The organism is Vibrio nereis NBRC 15637 (assembly GCF_001591105.1).
Classification (GTDB): Bacteria; Pseudomonadota; Gammaproteobacteria; order Enterobacterales; family Vibrionaceae; genus Vibrio; species Vibrio nereis.
Genome location: NZ_BCUD01000011.1, coordinates 15,378 through 41,608, shown reverse-complemented (window position 1 = coordinate 41,608; position 26,231 = coordinate 15,378). Strand labels below are relative to the sequence as shown.

General features: G+C 45.6%; 19 protein-coding genes and 1 pseudogene. 8 read left to right on the top strand and 12 right to left on the bottom strand.

The window, feature by feature from the left end:
* The first annotated feature begins 135 nt into the window (after positions 1-135).
* On the top strand, positions 136-2,841 hold the full coding sequence (locus tag VNE01S_RS12585; RefSeq protein WP_053394043.1) for a bifunctional diguanylate cyclase/phosphodiesterase: 2,706 nt from the start codon (positions 136-138) through the stop codon (positions 2,839-2,841).
* 101 nt (positions 2,842-2,942) lie between these two features.
* Here the strand turns inward: VNE01S_RS12585 and VNE01S_RS12580 are convergent, their stop codons facing one another.
* The 3 genes from VNE01S_RS12580 to VNE01S_RS12570 all read right to left on the bottom strand — a co-directional run bounded on the left by VNE01S_RS12580 (position 2,943) and on the right by VNE01S_RS12570 (position 5,967).
* Positions 2,943-3,389, bottom strand: coding sequence for a DUF3015 family protein (locus tag VNE01S_RS12580; protein ID WP_053394044.1), 447 nt, complete (start codon positions 3,387-3,389; stop codon positions 2,943-2,945).
* A 5-nt stretch (positions 3,390-3,394) separates the two neighbouring features.
* Entirely contained in the window at positions 3,395-5,248 is a 1,854-nt protein-coding gene (locus VNE01S_RS12575; RefSeq protein WP_245649893.1) for an Lnb N-terminal periplasmic domain-containing protein, read from the bottom strand.
* 197 nt (positions 5,249-5,445) lie between these two features.
* Positions 5,446-5,967 (bottom strand): DUF2058 domain-containing protein, encoded by a 522-nt coding sequence (locus VNE01S_RS12570; protein ID WP_053394045.1) that lies wholly within the window; start codon positions 5,965-5,967, stop codon positions 5,446-5,448.
* Between the two features lie 143 nt (positions 5,968-6,110).
* Here VNE01S_RS12570 and VNE01S_RS12565 point away from each other — a divergent pair, with 143 nt between their 5' ends.
* The 3 genes from VNE01S_RS12565 (at position 6,111) to VNE01S_RS12555 (ending at position 9,030) form a co-directional block, all read left to right on the top strand.
* Positions 6,111-6,359 (top strand): Rho-binding antiterminator, encoded by a 249-nt coding sequence (locus VNE01S_RS12565; RefSeq protein WP_053394046.1) that lies wholly within the window; start codon positions 6,111-6,113, stop codon positions 6,357-6,359.
* 87 nt (positions 6,360-6,446) lie between these two features.
* The gene (locus VNE01S_RS12560) at positions 6,447-6,869 is read left to right on the top strand and encodes a lysozyme inhibitor LprI family protein (protein WP_245649892.1); all 423 of its coding nucleotides are present in this window, start codon (positions 6,447-6,449) and stop codon (positions 6,867-6,869) included.
* Positions 6,870-7,125: 256 nt separating this feature from the next.
* Positions 7,126-9,030: a bifunctional metallophosphatase/5'-nucleotidase gene (locus VNE01S_RS12555; protein ID WP_053394048.1), complete on the top strand. Its 1,905-nt coding sequence runs from the start codon at positions 7,126-7,128 to the stop codon at positions 9,028-9,030.
* Between the two features lie 142 nt (positions 9,031-9,172).
* Here the strand turns inward: VNE01S_RS12555 and VNE01S_RS12550 are convergent, their stop codons facing one another.
* From VNE01S_RS12550 to VNE01S_RS12510, 9 genes and pseudogenes are all read right to left on the bottom strand, one after another.
* The gene (locus VNE01S_RS12550; RefSeq protein WP_053394049.1) at positions 9,173-9,814 is read right to left on the bottom strand and encodes a hypothetical protein; all 642 of its coding nucleotides are present in this window, start codon (positions 9,812-9,814) and stop codon (positions 9,173-9,175) included.
* Positions 9,815-10,121: 307 nt separating this feature from the next.
* Positions 10,122-11,273 (bottom strand): ABC transporter permease, encoded by a 1,152-nt coding sequence (locus tag VNE01S_RS12545; RefSeq protein WP_053394050.1) that lies wholly within the window; start codon positions 11,271-11,273, stop codon positions 10,122-10,124.
* Positions 11,270-12,430: an ABC transporter permease gene (locus VNE01S_RS12540; protein ID WP_053394051.1), complete on the bottom strand. Its 1,161-nt coding sequence runs from the start codon at positions 12,428-12,430 to the stop codon at positions 11,270-11,272. Before VNE01S_RS12540 ends, VNE01S_RS12545 begins: the two co-directional genes overlap by 4 nt.
* A 25-nt stretch (positions 12,431-12,455) precedes the next feature.
* On the bottom strand, positions 12,456-13,433 hold the full coding sequence (locus VNE01S_RS12535) for an HlyD family secretion protein (RefSeq protein WP_053394052.1): 978 nt from the start codon (positions 13,431-13,433) through the stop codon (positions 12,456-12,458).
* Positions 13,434-13,442: 9 nt separating this feature from the next.
* Positions 13,443-14,855, bottom strand: a complete 1,413-nt coding sequence (locus tag VNE01S_RS12530; protein ID WP_053394053.1) for a TolC family protein — start codon at positions 14,853-14,855, stop codon at positions 13,443-13,445.
* 142 nt (positions 14,856-14,997) lie between these two features.
* Positions 14,998-16,524 carry a tripartite tricarboxylate transporter permease gene (locus tag VNE01S_RS12525; RefSeq protein WP_053394054.1) on the bottom strand — a complete coding sequence of 509 codons (1,527 nt, stop codon included), beginning with the start codon at positions 16,522-16,524 and terminating at the stop codon, positions 14,998-15,000.
* Positions 16,525-16,539: 15 nt separating this feature from the next.
* The gene (locus VNE01S_RS12520; protein WP_174522338.1) at positions 16,540-17,073 is read right to left on the bottom strand and encodes a tripartite tricarboxylate transporter TctB family protein; all 534 of its coding nucleotides are present in this window, start codon (positions 17,071-17,073) and stop codon (positions 16,540-16,542) included.
* Positions 17,074-17,259: 186 nt separating this feature from the next.
* Positions 17,260-18,231, bottom strand: a complete 972-nt coding sequence (locus VNE01S_RS12515; protein ID WP_053394056.1) for a tripartite tricarboxylate transporter substrate binding protein — start codon at positions 18,229-18,231, stop codon at positions 17,260-17,262.
* Between the two features lie 258 nt (positions 18,232-18,489).
* A pseudogene (locus VNE01S_RS12510) lies at positions 18,490-20,276 on the bottom strand (M28 family metallopeptidase).
* A 405-nt stretch (positions 20,277-20,681) separates the two neighbouring features.
* Between VNE01S_RS12510 and VNE01S_RS12505 the strand changes: the two are divergent.
* The 4 genes from VNE01S_RS12505 (at position 20,682) to acnD (ending at position 26,231) form a co-directional block, all read left to right on the top strand.
* Positions 20,682-21,386, top strand: a complete 705-nt coding sequence (locus tag VNE01S_RS12505) for a GntR family transcriptional regulator (protein WP_053394057.1) — start codon at positions 20,682-20,684, stop codon at positions 21,384-21,386.
* 12 nt (positions 21,387-21,398) lie between these two features.
* A complete protein-coding gene (gene prpB, locus VNE01S_RS12500; protein ID WP_053394058.1) occupies positions 21,399-22,295 on the top strand; it encodes a methylisocitrate lyase in 897 nt (298 codons plus the stop codon).
* Between the two features lie 134 nt (positions 22,296-22,429).
* Positions 22,430-23,557 (top strand): bifunctional 2-methylcitrate synthase/citrate synthase, encoded by a 1,128-nt coding sequence (gene prpC, locus VNE01S_RS12495; RefSeq protein ID WP_053394059.1) that lies wholly within the window; start codon positions 22,430-22,432, stop codon positions 23,555-23,557.
* Between the two features lie 76 nt (positions 23,558-23,633).
* Positions 23,634-26,231 (top strand): Fe/S-dependent 2-methylisocitrate dehydratase AcnD, encoded by a 2,598-nt coding sequence (acnD, locus tag VNE01S_RS12490; RefSeq protein ID WP_053394060.1) that lies wholly within the window; start codon positions 23,634-23,636, stop codon positions 26,229-26,231.

Sequence of the window (26,231 nt, the reverse complement as noted above, 5' to 3'; positions counted from 1 at the left end):
GGTGTTATTGAGCATGGGAACTGTTGTATCATAGTGATTTAAAGTCACATCACACCTATAATTTAGAGCTGCATCAAACAGGCTCTCATTTATTTCGCATACACTCGCATTAAAGTAAAAAAATAATAACAAAGCATGACAGGAATTCGATCAATTAACCTAAAGTTGCAAACCAAAACTGCTCTCTACTTTGTACTAGGCCTACTTGGTGTCATTCTGAGTAGTCTTTTTATTGTCCGATACTTTTTTTTGGTGAGCTTAGATAGCTTAGAAATCACCGAATTGAACACGGCTAGCCAGCAGGCCAGCAGTGTACTAAACATGATGATAAGAGAGCAGGAAGAGCATTCATACGATTGGGCATACTGGGACGAAACCCATAATTTGCTGATTGGCGGTGACGTTGAGGCGTATCGTGAACGTAACTTAATGATGGAAAGCCTAGACGCTCTCAAATTGGACTTGATGATATTCATTAATCTACATGATGATGTTGTCGATCATTTAGCTCGTGATTCGGATGACTACCCAAACCTTGTGCCACATGTTATCAACCATCCTAGTGTTTCTGACCATATTAACTCAATGAATCAGGTACTGGATGCTTATCGCGATAGTATCAGTGGCTTAATTAAAGTCGATGAACAAATATGGTCTATCAGTGTGACACCCGTTCGCAACAGTGAGGGTGTCTCAGCGTCTTCAGGCTGGCTTATCTGGGGACAACATATCTCGGCTCGTTTCCCTGGGGATTACGCCAGTATATTGATTGCGAAAAATGAACTGGTTCCGCTATCCGTGTTGGAAACTGGCACAGAGATTGTCAGTAATAAGATGCTCAAAACGAGTAACACTATCGTCAATTGGAATCAGCTTAAAGGACTCTCTGGCGAGCCTATCGTGGCCCTCAGATCAGAAATAGAACGCGTTCACTACGCTAAAGGTAACTTACTGTTTTTGTACTTGCTTGCTAGTGTCATCTTTACGACTACGATTATTGCTGTCGCTACTTTCTTACTGTTCAGAAAAAAAGTGGCGACACGTTTTTCTGATCTAGAAAGAGATATTGATGATCTGTTTACTTCTTATCAGCTAGAAGGGAAATTTGCGGGTAATCAAGATGAGTTTGAGCGATTAACGCATATGGTCCAGATACTTGCGGACAATACCTCAATAACTCAAGACAGGTTAAATGATACTCTGCAAAAATTTGATGCACTTTACCACAACCGAAGTATCGCAATGGTTTTGGTGAGAAATCGCGAGATCATCGATGTTAACCAAATGGCGTTGGGAATGTTGGATTATCGCAAAGACCAAATCTTGCACCAGCCTATAGATATTCTCTGCCCAGATCAAGGCCAGCCAGAATGTCAGGTTGATATGATGTACCGCGAGTTCAATAAAGGCAAAAAACACTTTGAAGCATGCGTTCTAACTCGGTCTGGTGAGCACGTTGACTGCCAGATAGAAACCACACTGATCAAGCATGAAGGTGAGGATGCACTCATGTTGTCTATTCATGATCTGCGTGAGAAAAGGCAGCAGCAGCAATTGATTGAAGACCTGAGTGAGCGAGACTACTTATCCAGTCTCAGTAACCGTAGAGCCATCCTCGAAAAAGTGGACCATGCCATCACTGAAACTGCTAATGAATTCTCATTTATTTACGTCACCATGCCTCGGTTAAAAATGGTGTCTGAAGTGTTTGGTCACCAGATTTTTGATGCTGCGATTAAGTATATCGCCTCAGTATTCCATGGTTGTTTTTCCCAGTACTCCATTGGGCGTATTAGCGTGAATGAATTTGTTGTGCTGGTTCCGAATAAGAGCGAATACGATGAAGCCGTGATATGTGCGCAAAAGCTGATTGATGAGCTTTCATCGAAGAAACCAATTTTAGGCGTTGAGCTGGATTTAAGTTGCCAAGCTGTGATTGTTGATCCTGAAATTACACATGAGCCTCTCGATTACCTTCTACAAGCGGCGATTTATGCTGTGCAGAGTAATCAAACACCTGCTCGCGTTGGCGTTGTTGGTAGTGAAATGTCTGAAAAAGCCAAGACGTCATCTGTTATTTGCCGAGAGCTTGGTGCCTCCATTCGTGAAGAACAAATATGCGCTTACTATCAGCCGATAGTCGAGGCAAAAACCGGAGAAGTGAATGGGTTTGAAGCACTCGCTCGTTGGCTCCATCCAACGCTGGGTATGATTTCACCCGCTGTATTTATTCCATTGACAGAGCAAAATAATCTTGAGATTGAGCTAGGGGAATCCATTATTTTGCAGACATGCCGTTTTATTGAGCAGCTCAATCGGCAACGTAAAGGCAGCAATCATCGACCGTTAACTGTTCACGTCAATTTAAGTGCGACGCACTTTTATCACTCTCAATTGAGCGCGTATTTAGCCTCAGCTATTGCCAAGTATAATGTCCAGCCGGGCCAGCTTGTTATTGAGATAACGGAAAGCATGTTGATGGGCGCAGAAGAGGAAGTGATTAGCCGCATGGAAGAGATTAAGGCACTGGGGGTTCAAATCGCGTTGGATGATTTTGGCACAGGTTACTCCTCGTTTAGTACATTATGCAGTTTCCCGTTTGATATCGTGAAACTTGATAAGTCTTATATTGATCAGATTGAGAATAATGATCGCGCGAAAACATTAGTACGCAATATTGCCAAAATGTCGCAGGAGTTAGGCTTAACGACGGTTGCTGAAGGGGTAGAGACGGCGTCGCAAGCGAGAAAAATCAGAAATTGGAATATTGAAGAAATCCAAGGTTTCCATTTCTATAAACCTCTTCCGAGAGAAGAAGCCATGAGCATTATCTGTGAGTAGGGTGATGGGGAGCTATTAGATCAGTGAGAATAAATGTTTAGAGACTGGTTTAAGTGACAATAACAAAGCGCCATCATTGTGATGGCGCTTTGTTTTAATGGTTAAAGGCTAGCCATTAAAGCGTGGTAGTAAACTTCAGGCGTTGCTTGGTTAGAAGCAAGCTTGTCTGCCATTTCATTACGTACGGAAGCAATTACTTGTTCGTGAGTTGAAGCTTCTAGTTCCAACATTTCAAGCATCGCCGTTAGGTGTTCACCAGAACCTTGAGAAGTTTCTTCTAGAACTTTGTTGTAGTTATCTTGGATAAATTGCGCTGTTTTTACTTCGCTGCCTTCACATGTGTATTCAGATGATACTTTTGAAGAGACAGCCGTTGTACCTAAATCCCAAATCACGTTAGAAATAGCCGCTGCTGGTGCCGTTTCTTGGAAAATCATTGCGCCAATACCACATTGAGTCCAAGGGTTAATTGGCTTTTTTTCTTCAGCCATAGCTTGAGTTGTAAATAGAGTGCTAGCAATGATTGAAACTAAAGTTAATTTATGCATTGTGTTTACCAATAAAATGAAAGGTTTACGGCGTATTCAAAATCATCTGCATATTGAACAGAGGTTCTAAGATCGATGCGGCGATCGTTAAGAAACCGCTGAGTCCACGCCAGATAATTTTGATACTCACCTATATCGTTGATATAAAAGTGACTGCCTAATTTAATTGAAGTTTTCCAATAAGGAGTGACAGTCCAAACTCCTCCTATCTCAGGGCCGCTTAATAAGTTGGCCTTTTTGAAGTTGTCTATGTTGAGCTCAGAAGACAACGCAATATAACCCGCAAAGTCTTCGAATAAGCTGGTGCTTTGGCCAATAAAGCCATTCACATAGGGATTTGAGCAGTCAACGCAATCTAAGCTTGTGGGTTTATAACCCGCGGCGAGAGCCCAGGCATATTGTTTATCTTCTGGTAAACCAGTTTGAGAAACATTGAGATTAATTATATCAAATAGAGTTAATTCTCTAATATACCATTTGTCTAATTTATTGGTATACAATAGACGCAGATCAAATGTGCTTAGCTGAGAGTGGGGAATTCTACCCGCGTTCAAGTTAAGCATATCGTAATAATTTGCTCGAAACCTGAACTCCATCCCCTCCCCAAAACTTTCGTTGTATAGAGGCGTGATTTGCATCATCGTCGTATTTTGCGATTGATGTGGTGGGTGCTTTTCAGGCTTTTCCCATTGTGCTTGGCCGCTCGGCAGAGAAAAGCTTTCTACGAGTAAGCGCTTTCTTTTTTGTATTTGAGCCTCGGTTAAACCTTTATTTTTAACATCAATAAATGCGTAGTAGTCAAACAAGGTATCAAGAATTTTTTTCGCCGTGAAATCATCATGCTGCTGAAGTAAACGATGTATGCTCTCTTCTGGTTGTTCTATTATTTCGGCGATCGTCTGCTGCTCTTTTGACGAGAGCTGTTTAAAGCGAGTATAGAGGCTTTCTTGCCTTGACTCGTGGTAAATGACGTCTGTTAGATAACTTGATTCACCAGCATCATGAACCATTTTTACCACGTCGTAAGGCATGACCCAGAGCTTATTTTCTTCTAATAGTGGCTTATTGATCACCAATTCTAAAAGCCTTGCCAACTGATGAGCGCAATTTTCATTAAAGAAATAATACGTCATGCTGTGATTTTCTAGCTCCCACAAGTGTGCAAGAAGAAAATTGATGTCATTTTGGGGTAATTGAAGCCGATATTCCCATAGATCTCTCAGCTCTGACTCGTTATAAGTTAAGTTCTGGTGATGGTATTTCTGGTTGGCAAAATAGCCTTGATACCTGCCCGTGATCCCTTTGACGATGTATTCGAGTTTATTGTCTGTTTCAGGAACCGTCGCGCCATAGCTAAAGGTATTATCAAGCAGCTCATGGTTTGATGAACTGTTAAATTTCAACAAAATATGACCGTACATCGACGCAGGGTTGCCTAGATAACCACTGGCGTAAACTAAGCTGACGCTATCTGCGGAGAAGGCAGTGCGATAATCCTGATATTCGTTACATTCAACTGAAGGTAAAGTTACATTGCTGATTTGCTGTTGCAACCAGAGCTTTCTCGCAGGGAATTTGCATTGCGATGTAGGGTTCTTATAAAAAGCGGCGATCATGGCTTTTAATTCGGCCTCAGGATCAGTGTTTCCCTCTTCAGAAAAGAAAAAACCGCCACTGCTGATTAAACTTTTAGTACCTAATATCCCTTTTTCGTAGTGGAGTAATCTATGCCAAATAGGATGCTGAGAGAGAGATTGCTGTTTCGCCGCTACAATCAATTCGTGGCGATCACTTGCTTGGCTGTTAAACGAAGTAAAGGCGATTAAAGTGGCTGCTGCGCGAACCCAAAAAGATTTCAAGAGTAATTCCGAAAGTAGTTGTGTGTTTAGCAAATGATTTCTCTCTTAGCGGCGTGACTTTTTAAGCCATTGATCGAAGAGAGAGGAGTTAGGTCCTAAGAACAGAGAATCCCCCGTATAAATCGGTGGAGTGTTCATTTTTCTTATTATTTTATGTAGGCCCAGTAACCCGAAAAGTTACTGGGTAGGTGATATGGTTACCACATTAAATCGTCAGGTACGACGAAATCTGCGTATGGGTCATCTTCATCGAAGCTGTCTGAGTCTGATTCATTTTGTTCAATGATGGCGTTCTCATCGCGCTGAGCAATCTTTTTCGCCACGCTAGATGGGATGACAACGTAGGTCTCTTCATAGCGAGCTATAGATAAAATACCTTTGGCCAATTGATCGCGAATGAGTGAAGGCACATACAAAGATTTTACAAGCGTGCCATCAGTGAAATTGTATTTAATATCGCCGTCAGTCAGTTCCAGCTTGTTCATCTCGATCAGTTGCTTAATCTGTGCTTGGATCTCTTTAGTTAGCCGCTGTTCTTTTTGTTGAGTGTTTAACTCTTTGTCACGCTCTTGCTGAAGGCGTTTGCTTTCTTCTACTGCTGCTTTTACTTCACGTGCTTGTACGCGGGACTTTTTAGAACCTTTTTTAGCCTTTTTGAGTTTCTTCTCATTCACTAAGCCTGCTTTTAGCATCTGTTCTTGAAGCGTTAGTTTTGCCATGGTATTTCCGTAATATTCGATGTTTTTAGCATTGTATAAGCTCACACAAATCAAATAAAGAAAACGCTTGAATCTTTGCTCGGTATCGATCGAGTATTAGTCAAAATAAGCGTGTATTGGGCAAAAATGTAGGAGGGTGGCCTATGATCAGCTGCAACGAATATGATTACATCGAAATCGCGTGCATGTACCGGTTTTCAATCCGTCTGACTTTGAAATCGGGAAAGGTAATTGAAGGGACAGCGATGGATACGGCGCGAAACCAAGAAAAAGAAGAGTGCATTAAAGTGGATCAAGGCGGAACTAACGTGCTGGTGGAACTCAACCAGCTTTCAGTTTTGGAAGTTATTGACGACAACCCTCATTTTCGCGAAGTGCGTTTTAATCCATAGTCAGAGTTATGCTTTGTACCGTCAAGGAAACACTAAACGTGCTAGGCTGGTATGAATATGAGCTTTATTTCATTTAAGGAGCACTACTTGTTTTCACTACGTAAATCTTTGTTCTTATTGCTGACTGCTGTGTCTTTTACGTCTTACGCAGAAGAAGCGGTGGATTGTGATAATGCCATTTCCACCTTAGATATCAATTATTGCGCTGGGCTGGAATTGGGCCGAGCGGAGGACAAAATGAATGCCTATTTGCAAGCGAGCTTCAAACACAATTCGTATGACCCTGAGTTGATTAAAGCGATTAAAGAGGCTCAAGTCGCATGGCAAGGCTACGTGGATTCACACTGCGACTCAGTTTACACCCAGTGGCGTGAAGGTACGATTAGGGGAGTGATGGGTATAACGTGTCAGACTCAATTGACCAAGCAACGAACGCATGTGATCTGGGAAAATTTCCTCACCTATATGGACAGCACGCCTCCGGTTTTACCTGAACCTACTCTTGAATAGTATGACAGAGTAAACAAAGTGGCTGGTATCTGCATAAAGGCGATCTTAATGGTCGCCTTTGTTGTATCAGTCAATCGCTGCAGGTAAAGAGCCTAGTCACCTAGTACTAAGAATGCCTGATGAAATGTGAGTGTCATCTCTCATATCTATGTAAGTATATGTTATGTGATTGTTTAAAGTTGTCACTGGTCACATTTAGAGCTTTGAATCTAAAATATTATGCGCGCGATTTATTTACAACAGAATGAATAACGACATGAAGAAGAACCTCCTCTCTAGCGCTATCTTACTCTCCCTCTCACTACCAGCATGGGCCGCGGATGGTGATATTCACCAAGTCACCGTTTTGGGTACATCTGACTTACATGGTCACTTTATGCCTTGGGACTACGCAGCCGACAAGCTCAATATGCGTGGTAGCCTGAGTCAAATTGCCACCAAGGTAAAATCCATTCGCCAAGAGCAACCAAATGTGATTTTGGTTGATGCAGGTGACACTATCCAAGGCAACTTTGTTGAAACGTTTAAAGATGAACCGATCGATCCAATGATGCTAGGCTTCAACGAAATGAAGTACGACGTTTGGGTCTTGGGTAACCACGAATTCGATTTTGGGCTCAATGTACTAAACCGATCTTTGACCCAGTTTAAAGGCCACTCCTTGGGTGGAAACATTAAGCGCCCAGACGGTAATCCGTTCTTGCCGGGTTACACCGTAATTGAGAAAAACGGCATCAAGATTGGTGTGATTGGTATGGATACACCAATGACGCAGGTCTTTGCTGAAGGTACTAACCGTCTAGAAGGGGTGACATTCACTAACCCAACTCTTGAAGTGAAAAAGCTGATTGCTGAAATCGATAACAAAGTCGATGCGATTGTTTTGGTCGCGCATATGGGCCTAGAGAATGAGAACGACATCGCCAATACCGGCGTGACGGATATTGCCAATGCCAACCCTGAGCTAGATGCGATTGTTGCTGGTCATATGCATACGCGTATCGACAAAGCAGTCGTGAATGGCGTTATCGTGACTGAACCAGATAAGTATGGACGCGCACTGTCGCGCATTGATCTTCAGTTTGAAGAGCGCGATGGCCAATTCACTTTGATTAACAAAGACAGCTTTACGTATAAGATCAAAGGTATCGACTCCGATAAGAAAATGGAAACGCTTTACCAGCCTTATCATAAGCGCCTGCGCGAGATGGCTAACCGCGAAGTGGCTGAGCTGAAAGGTGTGGATTTAGTGCCTGAAAATGAGATCCGCGGTATCCCTCAAGTTCATATTCAAGATACGGGTATCAGCGCACTTTTCCAAGAGGCGAGCTTCTTTTACGCGCCTAAAGCAAACGTGATTGCCCTTCAGATTGATAACGACAACGCGGAATTGGATGTTGGCCCAATCAAAGCGAAAGATATTGCCTATAACTACCAATATGCGGGTGGCGAGATCACCGTTTATAAGATGACGGGTAAAGAGCTGAAAACCTATATGGAGTGGTCGGCAGGCTACTTTAATTCGGTCAAACCGGGAGATGTGACATATAGCTTTGACCCTGAACGACGCGCTTCAAAATACTCGACCAATGATTTCTTCGCGGGTGTCACGTACACCATCGATCTGACCAAACCTAAAGGCGATCGCATCACGGATCTGAAGTTTGCTGATGGCAAAATGGTGCAAGATGATACTGAAATCCGCATCGGTATGAACAGCTACCGAATGGGGCATCTCACCAAAAAAGGTGGTGTGTTAGAAGGACGTGACTTCCCAGTATTGTTTGATACCGAAGCAGAATACGGTGAAGAGCAAGGCACTATTCGCAACTTGACTATTCGCTATCTAACCGAAGAGAAGAAGGGTGTTTACACTGGCAAGCCAATGCAGCGCTGGACGCTGAAAGGCCTAGACAACCAATACGCCAAGCAGCGTGAGGTAGTAAAAGAGCTGATCAACAGCGGCAAATTGGATGTTCCAAGCAGCGAAGATGGCCGTTATAGCAACATCGCTTCTATCAATGTGAAGCCACTGCTGTTTGGTTCTGATAAAGCCAAGAAAGAAGCAATGAAGGTACGTAAAGACAAGCTAGCTAAAGCAAGAGGTGCAGAAAAGGTCACCCTAGAGCGTGAATTGATTCTGATTGAAGCTTTAAACTAATTTTTCTAAAGCAATAACGACAAAGGCTTGGCAATGCGCCAAGCCTTTTTTATAAATAGTCAGGAGCTAAACATATAAAATACGTTAAGGGGAAATCAGCTTTAGACCTGTTTTCAGTAATATTTCTTTAGTTTGAAACTAATTAAATCTGATTCGTTTTAGAGAAGAAATCGTGCATTGTAGTAACAATGTTCTTTTCTAATAATTTAGCAGCTAAGTCTTGGCCAATATCAAAACCATCAAATCCACCACGTTCATGATCTACTTCATCATGGACAGTGTATGTATCTTGAAGTAGTAACTTACCATTACGATCTAGCAACTTATAAGTCACATCAAAATCAGCAATAATAGTGTACTCTGATGAGCCAAGTCCCAAGGTCAGGAGTTTTTTACCTGTGCTTAAAGCCATGTCATAGTCTGCGTATGCTGGGCCAGATTTATCTTTAGCTTGCAATTCTGTAATGAATAGAAAATCACCATTCTCACTAGAGGTCACTTTGGTATTCATTGGTAATTGGTTTGTTAATAGCTCATTGTAACGCGCTAAAACACGACTTGCACCTACGGATAATTCCGACTCTTCAATCGGTTTCATCGGTAGAACTTCTCCGCTGGAAAATATCCCAGGTTTCGGTTGACTATAATAAAGTTTTGTTGAAAAAGTTTTATCAGTAAAAGCTGGATTTTCTACTGCGCTCTGCACTGGTACTGTTACTACACCGTGTGTTGCACAACCAGATAAAATAATTAAGCCAAATAGCAAAGAGATTTTTTTAAACATATTATAACCTAGACGTTGAAATAACGGCAGGCATTGTAACACATTGAATTTAAAGCATGAATGCTATACATAAAAATTAAGTATTAAATTATTAATAGGAAAGTGAAATATTATAAGTAGCGGTTTTGGTTCTTTTAAAGAATAGTGATTGGTTTATAATTTGTAAGCATGTTCCGTAGTTTGTTAAAGCTATTATTTCCTTATGATAACGGAAATAATAGCCTTCACTCTGTAGTTTAAACTGTAGTTTAAAATTGATGATTATTAGGTAGCCAAGGAAATCCCCTTTTAACAAACAATAAACAGGTCAATACCTAGCCGCTCTAAAATCCAGATTCACACTCTTCTGATACGAAAAATAACCCACTAAGCACCAAACAGCAGCTTGTAACCAGAGCTGTGAATACTCTACGCGGATTTGTGTCCAGTCGGCGCCCATTTGATTTAATGCCAAGAAGCTTTGGATTGCTGGCGTGCTTGGGAATAGTTGTGAAAGCCAAACAATCGGTGATGGAATGGCTTCAACAGGCCAGATAAAGCCAGCACTAAACACCAGCGGCATAGAGCTGACTAGCACTACCAAAGTCACCAGCTCTCGCCTTGGGGTGATAGAACCCAGCCAAATACCGATTGCGCACGAGGCGATCAAAAATGGCAATAGCAGAGTGAGCAATTGACTAGCGTGGGCGAGTTGACTGACGCCTTGCAGCGAAAAGCTCGCGCCGAAGTAGTACATACTTAGCACATAGTAGATGGCGGTAAGCAAGGTAAAACGGACCACCAGCAGTCGGGCAGGGTGAACCTTACGCCAATAACCTTTGCCCAGTTTTTGTGTGCCTACCATCAAACCTGACGCCATGGCCATGGTTTGTTGCAGAATCAACACAAACACGGCGGGTACAACGTAATCCACATACCCCATGCGTGGGTTAAAGGTTGGCTTAAGGTTGAGTTGAGTCGCGGCGTATTGATCCGCGGCCAGTGCAAGTGGCTGACCATCTAATAGCAATTTGGTGACTTTGGTCTGCGCGGCCAGTGTTCCCCCCGCTTTGGCTAAACCTTCTACAATCGTGCCGTAAACCAAGAAGTAAGACGCGTCACCTGCATACGCTAGGGTAGGGCTCTTGCCGAGCAGTATGTCTTTGTAAAAATGCTCTGGAATCACCAAAATGCCGCTAACGTCACCCTTCATAAAGGCATCGCGAGCTTGCTCTAGTGTGTGGTCACGTCTCACGACTTTGACCTGAGGCGTGGCATCGACCATCCGTTCCAATTTAAAGCTGGTCTGACTCATATCCAAGTTCACAACGCTGATATGTTGTTCTCTTGGGGTTTGACTGCTGTACGGAAGTGGGTACAAGAAAGAGTAAAACACCACTCCGCCGAATACTGTCAGTACAACCACTGGGTTGCTTAGTAACGCTTTGAGCTCTGCTTTTATTAGAGTAAACAAGTTCATGCCGATTCCTTCAACGCAATTTGTTGAGTGGCTTTTAGGTGTTTATGAATCAAGGCAATACACAGCAATAGCGGTAAAATGTAACCTAGCATCGGAGTCAGATGACTAAGGGACTCATACCATGCATGCCCATAACTGACCTGGCTCACTTGTACTTCAATATAATGGCTTGCGGGTAACAGGCCTCGCCACCACTGCGCTAGGTTGTTCATGTCGGTGACGGGGAAGGTGATCCCCATAAAGGCAAAGCTTGGTGCGGTAAATGCGCCAGCAAAGCTCATTGCACGAGCGGGATCTAAAGTCAGGAAGAAGAATAAGCTCCCCATAATCATACAGGCGATCAGCGTGATCCACTGCGCAAGTAAAATGACTTCAAAGCTGCCATTCATTGGCCACTCAAAACCAAGATAAAACCACATCAAGAAAGCGAACCCTTGCAGCGCAAATACCAATGTATAGGGAAGTAGGGTACGCACAACAGATCTAATAGGTGAAGTGCTTAGCCAAGGTTGTAACCCTTTGTCCCTGTGATTGGCGGCCAAGATCAAAATGGTGCTCACCACCACCACAATTTGCCAAAGTGCAGGAATAATGGCGGACACAAGAAATTGTGCGTAGTTAGAGTTCTTATTAAACAGCGGTGTAATTTGCGTTCTAACCGGAACGGCTTGCCCCATTGCAGATAATAACGTGGCGTCACCTTTTGCCATATTGCTTATGGTACTTAACTGTGCGTTAAACGTGCCTTGCGCTTGAGTAAATGCCGAGCTAAGCAGCTTACCGACCAAAATCATTTGGCTGTTGTAATACACACTGACTTGAGGCGCGAGTTTTTTGTAGATATCTGAGTCGAACTGAGAAGGGATCACGGCATAGGCATAAATGTCACCACGTACTAGGGCATCTTTTGCTTGGGTTACGTCCGAATATTGTTGACGCACGCTCATGGTAGAAGTTGCATCGTAATAGCGAACCAGCTGCTGTGATAATTTTCCCGGGGCAAAATTCACCACACCGATAGGCAAGTCGCGGGCTATCCCCTGAGAGAAAATGGCCCAAATCATGACAGCCAGAGCGATCGGTAGCCAAGTCAAGCTAGAGAGCAGCCACTTATCGCGCCGGATGATAGACAATTGTGAGGAGAGTTGTTTGCGCATATTTCTGTTCGACTTATCCGTTCGCTCAGTTCAACTCGACGGCTAAACTCATACCCATTCTCAACTCGTCTATCGGTTGGGTTGGGCGAGCTTCCACTTCAAATGTCCTAAGATCAAACCCTTGAGAAGCATCAGTTGAACGCCATGTCGCAAAGTCACCCATTGCGGCAATGTGTGTCACCTTGAAGTTCACTTCTTTATCCAGTGCGGGCACATAAGCGGCGAACGTTGCGTCTTTTGTAAAATGTTTTAGGTAATCTTCACGCACATTTAAAACCGCCCAAGAATCTTGGGTGTCAATCACGGTCACAACAGGGAAGCCTTGCGGAGCCAATTCACCACTTTGCAGTAGCACTTGCGACACTTCGCCTTCAAACCAACTTTTGATGGAAGTATCTTGTGCGTAAGCTTCGACTTCTGCTACCGCGCCTGCTGCCATACGTGCTTTCTCTGCCGCGGCTATCTTGGTTTCATTGCGCGCACCTTCTTTCGCCATTTGATACATTTGCAGCGCGGCACTTTCGGTGTATTTGGCTGCATCCCACTGTGTTTTGGCTTCGTCACGTTTTTGCTCGGCAATCACGCCATCTTTGTACAAATTATTCACGCGTAGGTAGGTTTTTTCTCGTAGCGCTGTTGCAGCTTTGGCTTTCAACCATTGATCTTTAGCCGCTTGAACTTGCTGGGTACGCGCGCCTTTCTCTGCTTCCATAGCTAATGCGTCAGCTGCTTTTTCGCCCGCTTTGGCTTGCTCTAGCTTTGCTTCGATTTCTGGGCTGTGAAGGGTAAAAACTAGCTGACCTTTTTCTACGTGCTCGCCTTTGCGAACCAATACTTGATCGATACGCCCCGGGACTTTGGAGGAAATACTGTATTGCTGTGATTCAATTTGGCCTTGCAGACGAACAGGCTTAGGTTGGTAAGCCTGGTAAAAGCTGTATCCGACCCAAGATGCTAGGGCTAATGCGGCAGCCTTAAGAACAAGTGGTTTGGCATTTTTCATCTTAGATCCTTATTTATTCGAAATCTTAATTGCGTTGTGTTGGTACTGGCTAAAAGCGTCCATTTCACTTGAAAGGGCAAGCAGTTTGGACAGCGAGAGTAAATAATTGAAACTTGCCGCGGCTTTTTGTGTTTGCACGCTGGCCACATAAAGCTGTGCGTCGACAACATCAGTTGATGTAGACAAACCTTGCGAGAATGCTTTTTGTCTGAGTTTGAGGTTTTCGTCGGCCAGTAAGATAGAAGACTCTAAACCTTGCACCTCTTCTTGTGCTTGTTGCGCTTCAAGATACGTTTTTTGCACCAGTACGCTTAAATCTTGCTTGGCTTGCGCTTTCAAATATTTCACCTGTGAAACCGCACTGTGCGCTGCGCGAACTTGGTCGGTTCTACCGCTAGATTCAAGCAAGGGAACATTGACTCCTACACCTACCAACCAATCTGGTTTCATTTGGCTGGCTAGAGAGTCATCTTCATGAAGGCTGTAGTTTCCGTATAAGTAGACTTCTGGGTAGTACTTACCTTTTTCGGCTTTAATCAGGCTATTAGCTTGCTGTTCTTTGGCATCGAGCAAATCAAGACCAGGATAAGTCTCCAGTGTGCGTTCAATGAACACATTCAGCGGCGGCAGAGTGGAATTGATGAAAAGCGCATCGGCCGGTTCGACCGCTGAGTCTTGGTTCAGAATTTGAGTTAAGGCGGCTTTTGCTATCTCAAGATTTTTCTCGGCTTTTTTACGTTCGATTGTTGCTTGATCTAAGGCCGACTCGGCTTGCAAACGTTCAACACGAGCAATTTGCCCTTGCTGTTCTAGCTTAAGGGCATCATCTCTATGTTTAGTGAGGCCTTGTTCGACTAGCTGGCGTGTTTGCACCACCTCTTGAGCAAGCAATACGGAAAAGTAGTATTTACTTAAATCTTCAAAGCGGGCTTGCGTTTCCATCGCCAACTCACTTTGCGCTTGGTCTTTTTTACCTTCGGCTGCTGATTGCGCGGCGTTGATTCGACCACCAGTGAAAATCGGCCAAATAGCTCGGATGGAAGAAGTGAAAATCTCGCGTTCCGTAATCGTCGAGGTTGTGGCCGCTGCTCCAGCGATTAGGTTAGCAAGACCAGGAATAGGTACCGCACTCAAATCAGGTAGAGAACCGCCAGTACTTTCGAACAATTGCTTTCCGGAAACGGTTACATCTGTATCTAAACGCGTGTAGTTTGCGCCGACAGTAATCGAGGGAAGGTTGAGGCTGTCGGTTGCGTTTTGCAGGTGCTGATAGCGTTCGACATTAGAACGCTGAGCGGCCAGTGAGTTGTTTTCTTGCTGTAAAACCTGCCAAGCTTGTTCAAAACTGATCGCCGCACTGTGGGTGAGCGGGGCATACAAACCTAAGCAACCAATCAACAAAGCAATGGGACGCATCGACATGGTGATGTTCTCTAATTGTGAAAAAATAGAGTATATGCTCCATTAAGTTTTGGGGCAATGATGCGACGCAACTAACATCAAAAACAAAAAGTAGAAACGAAAAAAAAGGGGCGATATGCCCCTTAACGTACTCTATTCTATATTATTGTTCAACTTTGGCGGGTGTCGGTTTTAACTTTTGCACTAGCTTAACCAGAATTGGGCTTGCCAGAACCATCACCGCTAAGATGGTAAATGTCATGGTAATTGGTCGTTCCCACAAGAAGCTCAACTCACCATCGCTGATCATTAATGCACGGCGTAAGTTCTCTTCCATCAATCCACCAAGGATAAAGCCGAGTAGCAGCGGCGCGAGAGGGAAGTTGGCTAACCTTAGCGCAATCGCACCCATCGCAATCAACAGCATAATAAAGACATCCATAGTGTTGAAAGAAACCAGGTACACCCCAGTGATGGAGAAGAACAGAATCATCGGAAGTAGTACGGTTCTTGGTACTGCCAGCAGCTTAGAGATATAAGGGATAAGCGGCAGGTTCAAAATCACCAGTACGATGTTACCAAAGTACATAGAGATAATAACCGACCAGAACACGTCCGGATGCTCAACGAACAGACGTGGACCTGGCTGAATACCGTAAGCGATAAGTGCACCCAGCATGATTGCTGTGGTACCTGAGCCCGGAATGCCCAGCGTTAAAAGCGGTACGAATGAACCACTTGATGCTGCGTTGTTCGCTGACTCTGGTGCGACCAAGCCACGAATGCTGCCTTTACCAAACTCTTCTTTTTTGCCTTTTGGCGCTAGGTTACGCTCCATACCGTAGCTTAGGAATGCAGCAATCGTTGCACCCGCACCTGGAAGTACGCCTGTAAAGAAACCTAAGATAGAAGAACGAATAGAAACAGGGGCGACATCTTTGATTTCTTCTTTGGTGACTTTCATGCTGCCGATGTTGCTCATTTTGTTCTGCTCTTCGGCGCTGGTATCTTTCTCTGGCTTTAAAATGCCCATTAGGGTTTCGCCGAGAGCAAAGGTTGCCATCGCAAGTAACAAGAAGCTAAAGCCATCCATCAAATCTGTCATACCAAAGGTGAAGCGCTCAACGCCGACGCCTTTATCGATACCCACAGTCGAAAGCATCAAACCAAGGATCGTCATCATCCACGCTTTAATTACCTGACCTTTGCCCGCAAACGCCGCCACAGCAGAAAGACCAAGTAGCATCAGTGCAAAGTAGTCTGAAGACTGGAAGCTGAGTGATACACTCGCCAATGCTGGAGCGGCAACAAGCAACATGATTGCCGAAAGAGTACCACCAGTAAATGAAGAGTAGGCTGCAAGTGCCAGCGCTTTACCAGCCTGACCTTTTTGTGCCATTGGGTAGCCGTCAAACGCGGTAACCACCGTTGATGAACAACCCGGAGCATTAATTAAGATTGATGACGTAGAGCCACCGAATACCGCGCCATAGTACACACCCGCCATCAGGATTAAACCGGAAGAAGGGTCTAATCCATAAGTGATTGGGATCATCAACGCGATAGCTGAGATAGGGCCAAGACCCGGAAGCATACCGATAAAGGTACCCACGAAACAGCCAACGATCACCATCATAATGTTCATTGGCATTACTGCGGTCGAAAGACCTTGTAAGATTCCATCTAACATATTGTGTTCCTTACCTTAGTTCGACCACATAGTGAAAATGATGCCCGGCTCAAGATAGATATCGAGTCCCTGAGTTAACAGCAGATAGAATGCGATAACAAACGGGAAAGATGCGCCAAAAAGAACGTTTTTACGTCGTTCGCCAAGAATGTAGAAACCTGCCAGCAAGAAGAAGCCAGTGGCCAGAACAAACCCGAGATACGTAAGGCCTAAGCCGTACAACGCCATCAAAACTAAGAAACCACTTAGTAGTTTCCAGTTAAAGTCCATAACTGCGCCGCTTTGTTTATCTGGTTTGCCAGTCACAAGTAACATAAGGGCTAAACCAATTCCGATAAAGGTCAGCAAGGTCGGTAAGGTTCGCGCCGTAAACGGTTCGTATTCGTCACCTGGAAATAAAGGGATTTGTGTTGTTTGGTAGCCGTAACATAGGCAGACGATCAGAAATATCATCGCACCAACACGATCACGGCACAGGAGGTACTCTTTAGTAAAAAAGTTTCCTTTATTGAAAGAGTTCGTTGGCAAGTCTGACATATCCAACTCCATTTGCTGAAAGGAAGAAAAAGCCACGTACAAGGATTAATGAGCATGTTTCATCAATGAAGTTAGCCAATTTGCTGCTAGTCAAAAGGGCTAGGATGTTTATTTAAAGCCATAAACAAGGAGATTGAAGTGATATCTCGTACGCGGCGAAAAGGTATGGGCAGACAGCGCCTGCCCATGTTTACTGGGTTACTTCAGGAAGCCAAGTTCTCGCATTAGGTCACCCATCTGCTTCTCTTGATCTTCAAGGAACGCGTAAAAGTCTTTGTCTGCTTTGTAGTTGTCGATCCAACCGTTGCGGTCACGAACCACTTGCCACTCGTCCGTTTTGTACATTTTCGTCAGAGCGCTGTTCCACTCGTTGATTTTTGCTTGGCTAGTGCCTGGAGCGGCAAAGAAACCACGCCAGTTCGCAAAGACGGTTTCATTGCCATATTCAGTCAGAGTCGGGATGTTTGGTGCAGCCTCCAGACGTTTAGGTGCGGTGACGGCTAGTACTTTCACTTGGCCAGACTTTGACATCTCTAGCACTTCACCTAAACCAGTCGATAGGAGTTGAGTCTCACCGGAAAGCAGTGCTGCCATGGCTTTACCGCCCGCATCGTAAGCGATGTAACGGACTTTTTTAGCATCGAAACCTTCGCCTTTAAATGCTGCCGCAACCACTAGGTGGTCCATACTACCGCGCGCAGAGCCGCCCGCGATTTTGACTTTACGAGGGTTCGATTCAAACTCTTTCACTACGTCTTCCCAAGTGTTGTACTTAGAATCTGCAGACGTCACGATTGCGCCGTAGTCAGCAATGGTTGCGGCAACCGGGGTTAAGTCGCGGAAAGATTGTGGGAAGATACCTGTCAGTGAGCGAACCACGATTGGCGTTGAGTTCACCATTAGCGTGTCTTCTTGACGCTCAGCGGTTTCAATTAGGTGTGCAATGGCTTTACCGCCGCCGCCACCAGATAGGTTTTGGAAAGACACATTGTCGACAATGTCGGATTTAACCAAAACATCACCCGTCCCACGCGCGGTCATATCCCAACCACCACCAGCGCCGCCAGGGATCAGAAAGTGGATTTTGTCGAGATCGGCTGCAAAAGCACTGAATGAAAATGTTGCTGCAATAACGGATGCTGCCAAAGTTGGTTTTAGTACCTTCATCATGATTCACGTTCCTTATGTAGGTGCGCGTTTCTCGTTGGAAACTCGCTTATCGTTATCTATTTATCTGTCGAGTGTGAGGGATGTTTGTTAACAGATAGGATGAAGGTTAATGGAGTGTTAAATCTGTGTCTGCAATGCGTTGATAAAAACAATATTGGTCATTACGACGGTTTTGTTCATAAAGTTCACGGATAGAGTCGTGGGCAATAAAAAGCCGCACTGAACCGTGCGGCTTTGAAGTTGGCAACCCGAATCTCGCTATTCGCGGTCTTGGTCAAAGTCACCATGGAAGTGGTCGTGATCAGACACACTGTCAGCGGCTTTAAGTTTTTCACCAATGCGCAGTTTTTCTGTTGGTTCTGCGTCAACGCCGAAGGTACGCACCATAGGCGCAGGCTCAGCTTGTTGTTCTGGGAAAACAGGATCACTGAATGCGTAGTATGTTGTGACATAGGCAAGTGACTGTGTATTCACGTAAAGCGCCGTTTGGCTGACGTTGTTGAGGTCATCACATGCTTGGTGGTAACAAACGTCGTATGCCACACCCGTATCACCGCCAAATAAATCCGCTTCTTCAGCTGATTTTGCTTTTTCCGCGCCTGTGAATAGGCCACCGAATGCGACACCCCAGTCAGCGAATCCTGCATAGTCAGAACGTTTTGACAGTGCTTGCGGAACAGTCGCTTCTTTTTCCTTACTAAAGAAATCATTGAACTTGGATTCAATGTGAGACGTACCGTAAGGTGGTTTAAAGTCTCCGGTATACGCGTTGTCTGGGCTATCTTTGGTATCAGATAAATCGCCATCCATAACGCCAAATACATAGTTTGGTGAAGCGATCATATCGAAGTTTAGGTATAGCTTAACTTTGTTCAGTTCATTGTAACGCTGTTCAACAAGATCAAGCTGTGCTGGTGAAAGTTGGCTTGGATCACTGAGCTCGAACTGCGCCATAATTTCTTGCTGTGCTTGGTCATAAAGTGGGCCAATAGCTCGTTGGTGTAGTATTCCGAGCCGACTAACCCCGCTTCTTCTGCTGCCCACCAAGCGAAGCGCACTTTGTTCTTCACTGGAGCACGCAGATCGGCCAGCGTCACCGCGTATTCAAGTAAACCAGCGGTACCTGAGCCGTTATCGTTGATACCTGGGCCTTCAGGGACAGAGTCTAAGTGAGCACCCAGCATGATGACTTGGTCTTCGTCCCCGCCTTTGGTTTCTGCGAGTACGTTTTGAGTCAAAACAACGTCATCTTGAACATTGATATTGAGCACCACGGGCAGCTCAGCCGTTTGGCTTGTTTCATGCCACTGTTGACCTAATGCGAAGCGAGCGCCGAAGGCCGGAATGGTCGCCGTACTGTCACTGCCCAGTGTGCCGTTTACGACTGCGGTGCGTCCTTCTGCATTGCCTTGGTTAAAGATAATGACACCAACAGCCCCAGCGTTTTGTGCGTTGACCACTTTGTCATTGAAGCTACATCCGCCACGCTGGATTATGGCGACATTACCTTCTATGCTTTTGCCGTCAAAGTCGCTTGCTTCACAGCCATCGGTGCTGTCATAGTCTGGCGTGTCGAAGCGAAAATCTGGAGTCACAAATACCGCAGGTGCATTGATTTGGCCTGCCGAGCCACCAGAGTAGGACATTGCGGCGAAGTCGGGTTCTTGCCCTTCAACTGAGGAGCGCACGCTCACCAGATCGACACCACTCACATTCAGTGCTGTGCCTGCTAGCTCTTCCCATGCGCGGAAATCAAACTCTTGGATTTCGACTTCATAGCCATTGTCTTCCATGGTTTCAACAATGTAGTCAACCGAATATTGGTATCCATCGCTACCGGCGGCGCGGGTAACTGAACTGCCATCGGTGGTTTTAGAGGCTCTGCCTTCTAACTCAACGAGGTGTTCGACTACCGCTTTGCGGTCAATTTTATTACTGACGTGCTTCGCTGCTTTGTCGGGATCATCCCAGTAGCACCCAGATAATAGGGTTGCACTAATGACGCTAGCGAGAAATGTTTTTGTAGTTGTGATGCTTACTTGCATGTGTGACTCCTTGTATTAAATAAGCGACACAATGGTTGCTGATAAACAAGGTTAATAAAATGTTAAATTAACGGTGGTTTTCAGATTAGGAAGCCATGTCAATTTAGGTATAAGTGTGTGGTTTACTGGTTACATCTTCGTTTGGCAGGCAGTCACGTATTCAACAGTTTGATTAATCATGGTTTAACTATTGCGTGAGCGATTAGCTTAAATGGTGTTCAGCGCGCAAAGTTTCATTTCTTTAAGCATCGAGTGTGATCTATGTATCTTTACGCGACTAATGTCTTATACCTTAGTCTAAATTGTCGACACTTCTCTTGATTGTCGACAATTTAATGGTCTATTTTAAATCATAAGTTATGAGATTGTAGACACCGTAAGGTGTTATAGAGCGAGTGCCTTTAAATGAATGTAGAGCTTAAAACTCCTCTTAAAGCGGTTGGCGCTGATAAAGAGAACACAAAATCAGAGACGCTCACCGAGTCTTTGGTGGAAGCGATAGTCAGTGGGGAAATTGCACCAGGTAGCAAGATCTCCGAGCCAGAGCTAGCAAAGCGTTACCAGGTAAGCCGTGGCCCATTGCGTGAGGCAATCATGCGTTTAGAGGGATTAAGCTTAATTGAACGTATTCCTCATGTGGGTGCGCGTGTGATTACCTTTTCTCCAGAAAAATTGATCGAGCTTTATGCCGTTCGTGAAGCGCTAGAGGGCATGGCGGCGAGGCTGGCAGCCCGACACATTACGGAAGACGAGTTGGCAGGGCTGAAAAGACTATTGTCGACACATTCAAACCACATTGAAGAAGTTGAAGGTTCGTCTTACTTCCATCAACACGGCGATTTTGACTTTCACTATCGCATTATTAAAGCCAGCCGTAACAGCAAGCTAATTTCGCTGTTGTGCAACGAGCTTTATCACCTGCTGCGTATGTATCGTTATCAGTCTCCACGTTCTCAATCGAGACCAAAAGAGGCGCTAAACGAACACAAATTTATTCTACAAGCGATCGAAAACCGAGATGAGGAATTGGCCGAAATGCTGATGAGACGCCACATTTCAGGCAGTCGCTTATTAATAGAACAACAAATCTTGTTTGCTGAAAATGACTAGAAGGAAAGTGTCATGAGTTTATCTCCGGGGGCGAAGTTCAGACTCGCTATTGAGCAAAATGATCCACTACAAATTGTCGGTACGGTGAACCCATACTGCGCCATGATGGCAAAGAATTTAGGTCACCAAGCGATTTACCTATCGGGCGGCGGCATCGCGAATGCTTCTTACGGTTTGCCAGACCTTGGCATCACAACACTGAATGATGTGTTAGTAGACGTTGACCGCATCACCAACGCGTGTGATCTGCCGTTGCTGGTGGACATTGATACTGGTTTTGGTGGCGCGTTCAACATTGCTCGCACGATCAAATCGATGGAAAAAGCGGGCGCTGCCGCAGTTCATATGGAAGATCAAGTGGCGCAAAAACGTTGTGGTCACCGCCCAAATAAAGCGATTGTCAGCCAGCAAGAAATGGTTGATCGCGTCAAAGCGGCTGTGGATGCCCGTAACGATGAGAGCTTCGTGATTATGGCGCGTACCGATGCGCTGGCAGTTGAAGGTATCGACAGTGCGATTGAGCGTGCGATTGCATGTGTTGAAGCAGGCGCAGACATGATCTTCCCTGAGGCGATGACCAAGCTAGATCAATATGAGCAGTTCTCGACGGCGCTACAGCAAGCCACAGGTAAACATGTGCCTATTTTGGCCAACATTACCGAGTTTGGTGCAACACCTTTGTATGGCTGTGAAGAACTGGCGAAATCTAAAGTCGACATGGTGCTTTACCCATTGAGTGCATTCCGCGCGATGAACAAAGCGGCGGAAATGGTTTACAAACACCTGCTTGAAGTAGGCAACCAGGAAGCACTAGTAGACTCAATGCAAACGCGTAAAGAGCTCTACCAACACCTGAATTACCACGACTACGAAGACAAACTTGACCAGCTATTCTCCGAAGGGAAATAGCGGGAAAAAGAAACGGAAGCCCAAGAAAGTTAATACGAGAAGATAATCGGAATTTATCAAATCCAATAACGTGAATGATGTCTGGTGAATAAATAGACTCTTTAAGGAGCAGCCAGACTGAAAAGGAGTTCGAAATGCCTACTAAAGAATTAGGTGGCGCAGGTCTACGCGGCCAAAGCGCTGGAAGCACAGCTTTATGTACTGTCGGAAAAACGGGAACGGGTCTAACGTATCGTGGTTACGATATTACTGACTTGGCAAACAATGCTCAGTTTGAAGAAGTAGCACACCTACTGCTACGCGGGCATCTACCAAATCAACAAGAGTTGGATTCTTACAAAACGCGCTTGGTCAGTTTGCGTGGTTTACCTCAAGAGTTGAAAGAAGCTCTTGAGCTAATTCCAGCCAGCGCACACCCAATGGACGTTATGCGTACGGGTTGTTCAGTGCTAGGGAACCTCGAGCAGGAAATGGATTTTTCTGAGCAATTAGATGCGACGGAACGCATGCTGGCTCTTTTCCCCGCGATCATTTGTTACTGGTATCGCTTTAGCCACGATGGCGTGCGCATCAACACCGAAGACCAATCTGAAGATTGCATCGGCGGTTACTTCCTAAAACTGCTGACCGATAAAGCGCCAAGCGAACTGCATAAGAAAGTCATGCACTGTTCACTGATTCTTTACGCAGAGCATGAATTCAACGCATCTACCTTTGCTGCAAGGGTATGTGCATCCACTTTATCTGACATTCACTCTTGTATTACTGGTGCGATCGGTACGCTGCGAGGCCCACTGCACGGTGGTGCAAACGAAGCTGCAATGGAAATGATCGAGAACTGGATGACGCCGGACGAAGCCGAAGAAAACATCATGCAGATGCTGGCTAACAAGGACAAGATCATGGGCTTTGGTCATGCAATCTACCGTGAAAGCGATCCTCGTAACGCATTGATCAAACGTTGGTCAAAAGAGCTGTCTGAGGCGGTGGGTGATACCCACCTTTACGCTGTGTCAGATCGTGTTGAAGCGGTAATGAAGCGTGAGAAAGGCTTGTTCTGTAACGCGGATTTCTTCCATGCATCGGCGTATCACTTTATGGATATTCCAACTAAGTTGTTCACACCAATTTTCGTGATGAGCCGCCTAACAGGCTGGGCTGCCCACGTTTATGAGCAACGTGAGAACAACCGCATTATTCGCCCAAGTGCGGATTACACCGGACCAGATCATCAAGATTGGGTACCAATCGAAAAACGATAGGCGCAACGCCTAATCCTAACGACCTCTCGCACTGAGAGGTCGTTAGATACGCTGTAATTGTGAATGGAAGCAATCTATGACTATAAATACTCAATACCGCAAATCGCTTCCGGGAACCCATCTTGACTATTTTGATGCCCGGGAAGCTGTGGAAGATATCTCACCGGGTGCTTACGACAAGCTCCCATATACCTCTAAAGTGCTTGCTGAACAGCTAGTACGCCGCTGTGAACCGTCAGCTTTAACCGATTCCTTGAAACAGATTATTGAACGCAAGCGTGACTTAGATTTCCCTTGGTATCCAGCGCGCGTTGTGTGCCACGATATTCTTGGTCAAACGGCACTCGTGGACTTAGCTGGCCTGCGTGATGCGATTGCAGAGCAAGGTGGTGACCCTGCGAAAGTGAATCCAGTTGTGGAGACTCAGCTGATTGTTGACCACTCGTTAGCTGTGGAGCATGCAGGCTTTGAATCAGATGCGTTTGAGAAAAACCGCGCGATCGAAGAGCGCCGCAACGAAGACCGTTTCCACTTTATTGAGTGGTGTAAAACCGCGTTTGAAAACGTCAGCGTGATTCCTGCGGGTAACGGCATCATGCACCAGATTAACTTGGAGAAGATGTCTCCAGTGGTGCAGGCAAAACAAGGCATCGCTTACCCAGATACCTGTGTGGGAACTGATAGTCACACGCCACATGTTGACGCACTCGGTGTGATTGCGATTGGTGTGGGTGGTTTGGAAGCAGAAACCGTGATGTTAGGCCGACCATCAATGATGCGTCTGCCAGATATTGTTGGCGTGAAGCTAACGGGAAAACGTCAACCGGGCATTACCGCGACCGATATCGTGCTAGCGATTACTGAGTTCCTCCGTAATGAGCGTGTGGTGTCGTCGTATCTTGAATTCTTCGGTGAAGGCGCGAAAGACCTAACCATCGGTGACCGTGCGACGATCTCTAACATGACGCCAGAATACGGCGCGACGGCAGGTATGTTCTACATTGACGAGCAGACCATCAATTACCTGAAATTGACTGGCCGTGAAGATCAGCAAGTTGACTTGGTAGAGAAGTACGCCAAGCAGACTGGACTATGGGCGGACGATATGGTCGAAGCGCAATACGAGCGTGTGCTTGAATTCGATTTATCGTCTGTGACGCGCAATATGGCGGGGCCGTCGAACCCACATCGTCGTTTACCAACGTCTGAACTGGCTGAGCGCGGTATTTCTGGTCAGTTCGAAGAGAAAGAAGGCGAGTTGCCAGACGGCGCTGTGATCATTGCGGCGATTACCTCGTGCACCAACACCAGTAACCCACGTAACGTTGTGGCGGCTGGTTTGGTGGCGAAGAAAGCCAACGAGCTTGGCCTTGTGCGTAAACCTTGGGTGAAATCGTCTTTCGCACCGGGTTCAAAAGTCGCCAAGTTGTACCTTGAAGAAGCGGGTCTACTTCCAGAGCTTGAGAAGCTTGGTTTCGGTATTGTCGCTTACGCGTGTACTACATGTAACGGTATGAGTGGTGCGTTGGATCCGAAAATTCAGCAAGAGATCATTGACCGCGACCTTTACGCGACGGCGGTATTGTCGGGCAACCGCAACTTTGATGGCCGAATCCACCCATACGCGAAACAAGCCTTCTTAGCATCGCCGCCATTAGTGGTCGCTTACGCGCTGGCAGGTTCAATTCGCTTTGATATCGAGCGTGACGCGTTGGGCAAAGACGCGCAAGGTAATCCGATTTACCTTAACGATTTGTGGCCGACTGATGAAGAGATCGATGAAGTGGTCGGTAAGCATGTTAAACCTGAGCAGTTTAACCAAATCTACATTCAAATGTTTAAGCTTGATGATGCCGAACGTAACAGCAATCCGCTTTACGACTGGCGCCCGATGAGTACTTATATTCGCCGTCCGCCCTATTGGCAAAAAGAGGGGGAAGGGGCCTTGGCGGGCGAGCGAACCCTATCTGGCATGCGTCCATTAGCAGTATTAGGTGACAATATCACCACTGACCACTTATCGCCTTCAAATGCGATTATGGCCAGCAGCGCAGCAGGCGAATACCTTGCGAAAATGGGTGTGCCGGAAGAAGACTTTAACTCTTACGCGACACACCGTGGTGATCACCTAACCGCGCAGCGCGCAACCTTTGCCAACCCGAAACTGTTTAACGAAATGGTCAAAGAGAACGGCGAAGTGGTGCAGGGTTCTTATGCCCGCATTGAGCCAGAAGGCAAAGTAACACGTATGTGGGAAGCGATTGAAACCTACATGAATCGTAAGCAGCCGTTGATTGTGGTCGCGGGTGCGGATTACGGCCAAGGCTCATCACGTGACTGGGCAGCAAAAGGTGTCCGTTTAGCTGGGGTAGAAGCGATCGTTGCAGAAGGTTTTGAACGTATTCACCGTACTAACCTTGTCGGAATGGGTGTACTACCACTGCAATTCAAAGAAGGTGTAAATCGTCAAACACTTGAACTGGATGGTACCGAAACCTACGACGTTGTGGGTGACATTAAAGCAGGTACTGATCTGGCGCTGGTTATTACGCGTGCTAATGGTGAAAAAGTGGATGTGCCAGTGACGTGCCGTTTGGACACAGCTGATGAACTTCTAGTCTACAAAGCAGGCGGCGTATTGCAGCGCTTTGCTCAAGACTTTTTGGCGCAGTAA

Bases quoted from the DNA above. Each gene is read 5' to 3' on its own strand.
- VNE01S_RS12585 (WP_053394043.1), top strand. From the start codon at position 136: ATGACAGGAATTCGATCAATTAACCTAAAGTTGCAAACCAAAACTGCT.
- VNE01S_RS12580 (WP_053394044.1), bottom strand. From the start codon at position 3,389: ATGCATAAATTAACTTTAGTTTCAATCATTGCTAGCACTCTATTTACA.
- VNE01S_RS12570 (WP_053394045.1), bottom strand. From the start codon at position 5,967: ATGGCAAAACTAACGCTTCAAGAACAGATGCTAAAAGCAGGCTTAGTG.
- VNE01S_RS12565 (WP_053394046.1), top strand. From the start codon at position 6,111: ATGATCAGCTGCAACGAATATGATTACATCGAAATCGCGTGCATGTAC.
- VNE01S_RS12555 (WP_053394048.1), top strand. From the start codon at position 7,126: ATGAAGAAGAACCTCCTCTCTAGCGCTATCTTACTCTCCCTCTCACTA.
- VNE01S_RS12550 (WP_053394049.1), bottom strand. From the start codon at position 9,814: ATGTTTAAAAAAATCTCTTTGCTATTTGGCTTAATTATTTTATCTGGT.
- VNE01S_RS12545 (WP_053394050.1), bottom strand. From the start codon at position 11,273: ATGAACTTGTTTACTCTAATAAAAGCAGAGCTCAAAGCGTTACTAAGC.
- VNE01S_RS12540 (WP_053394051.1), bottom strand. From the start codon at position 12,430: ATGCGCAAACAACTCTCCTCACAATTGTCTATCATCCGGCGCGATAAG.
- VNE01S_RS12535 (WP_053394052.1), bottom strand. From the start codon at position 13,433: ATGAAAAATGCCAAACCACTTGTTCTTAAGGCTGCCGCATTAGCCCTA.
- VNE01S_RS12530 (WP_053394053.1), bottom strand. From the start codon at position 14,855: ATGTCGATGCGTCCCATTGCTTTGTTGATTGGTTGCTTAGGTTTGTAT.
- VNE01S_RS12525 (WP_053394054.1), bottom strand. From the start codon at position 16,524: ATGTTAGATGGAATCTTACAAGGTCTTTCGACCGCAGTAATGCCAATG.
- VNE01S_RS12520 (WP_174522338.1), bottom strand. From the start codon at position 17,073: ATGGAGTTGGATATGTCAGACTTGCCAACGAACTCTTTCAATAAAGGA.
- VNE01S_RS12515 (WP_053394056.1), bottom strand. From the start codon at position 18,231: ATGATGAAGGTACTAAAACCAACTTTGGCAGCATCCGTTATTGCAGCA.
- VNE01S_RS12505 (WP_053394057.1), top strand. From the start codon at position 20,682: ATGAATGTAGAGCTTAAAACTCCTCTTAAAGCGGTTGGCGCTGATAAA.
- prpB (WP_053394058.1), top strand. From the start codon at position 21,399: ATGAGTTTATCTCCGGGGGCGAAGTTCAGACTCGCTATTGAGCAAAAT.
- prpC (WP_053394059.1), top strand. From the start codon at position 22,430: ATGCCTACTAAAGAATTAGGTGGCGCAGGTCTACGCGGCCAAAGCGCT.
- acnD (WP_053394060.1), top strand. From the start codon at position 23,634: ATGACTATAAATACTCAATACCGCAAATCGCTTCCGGGAACCCATCTT.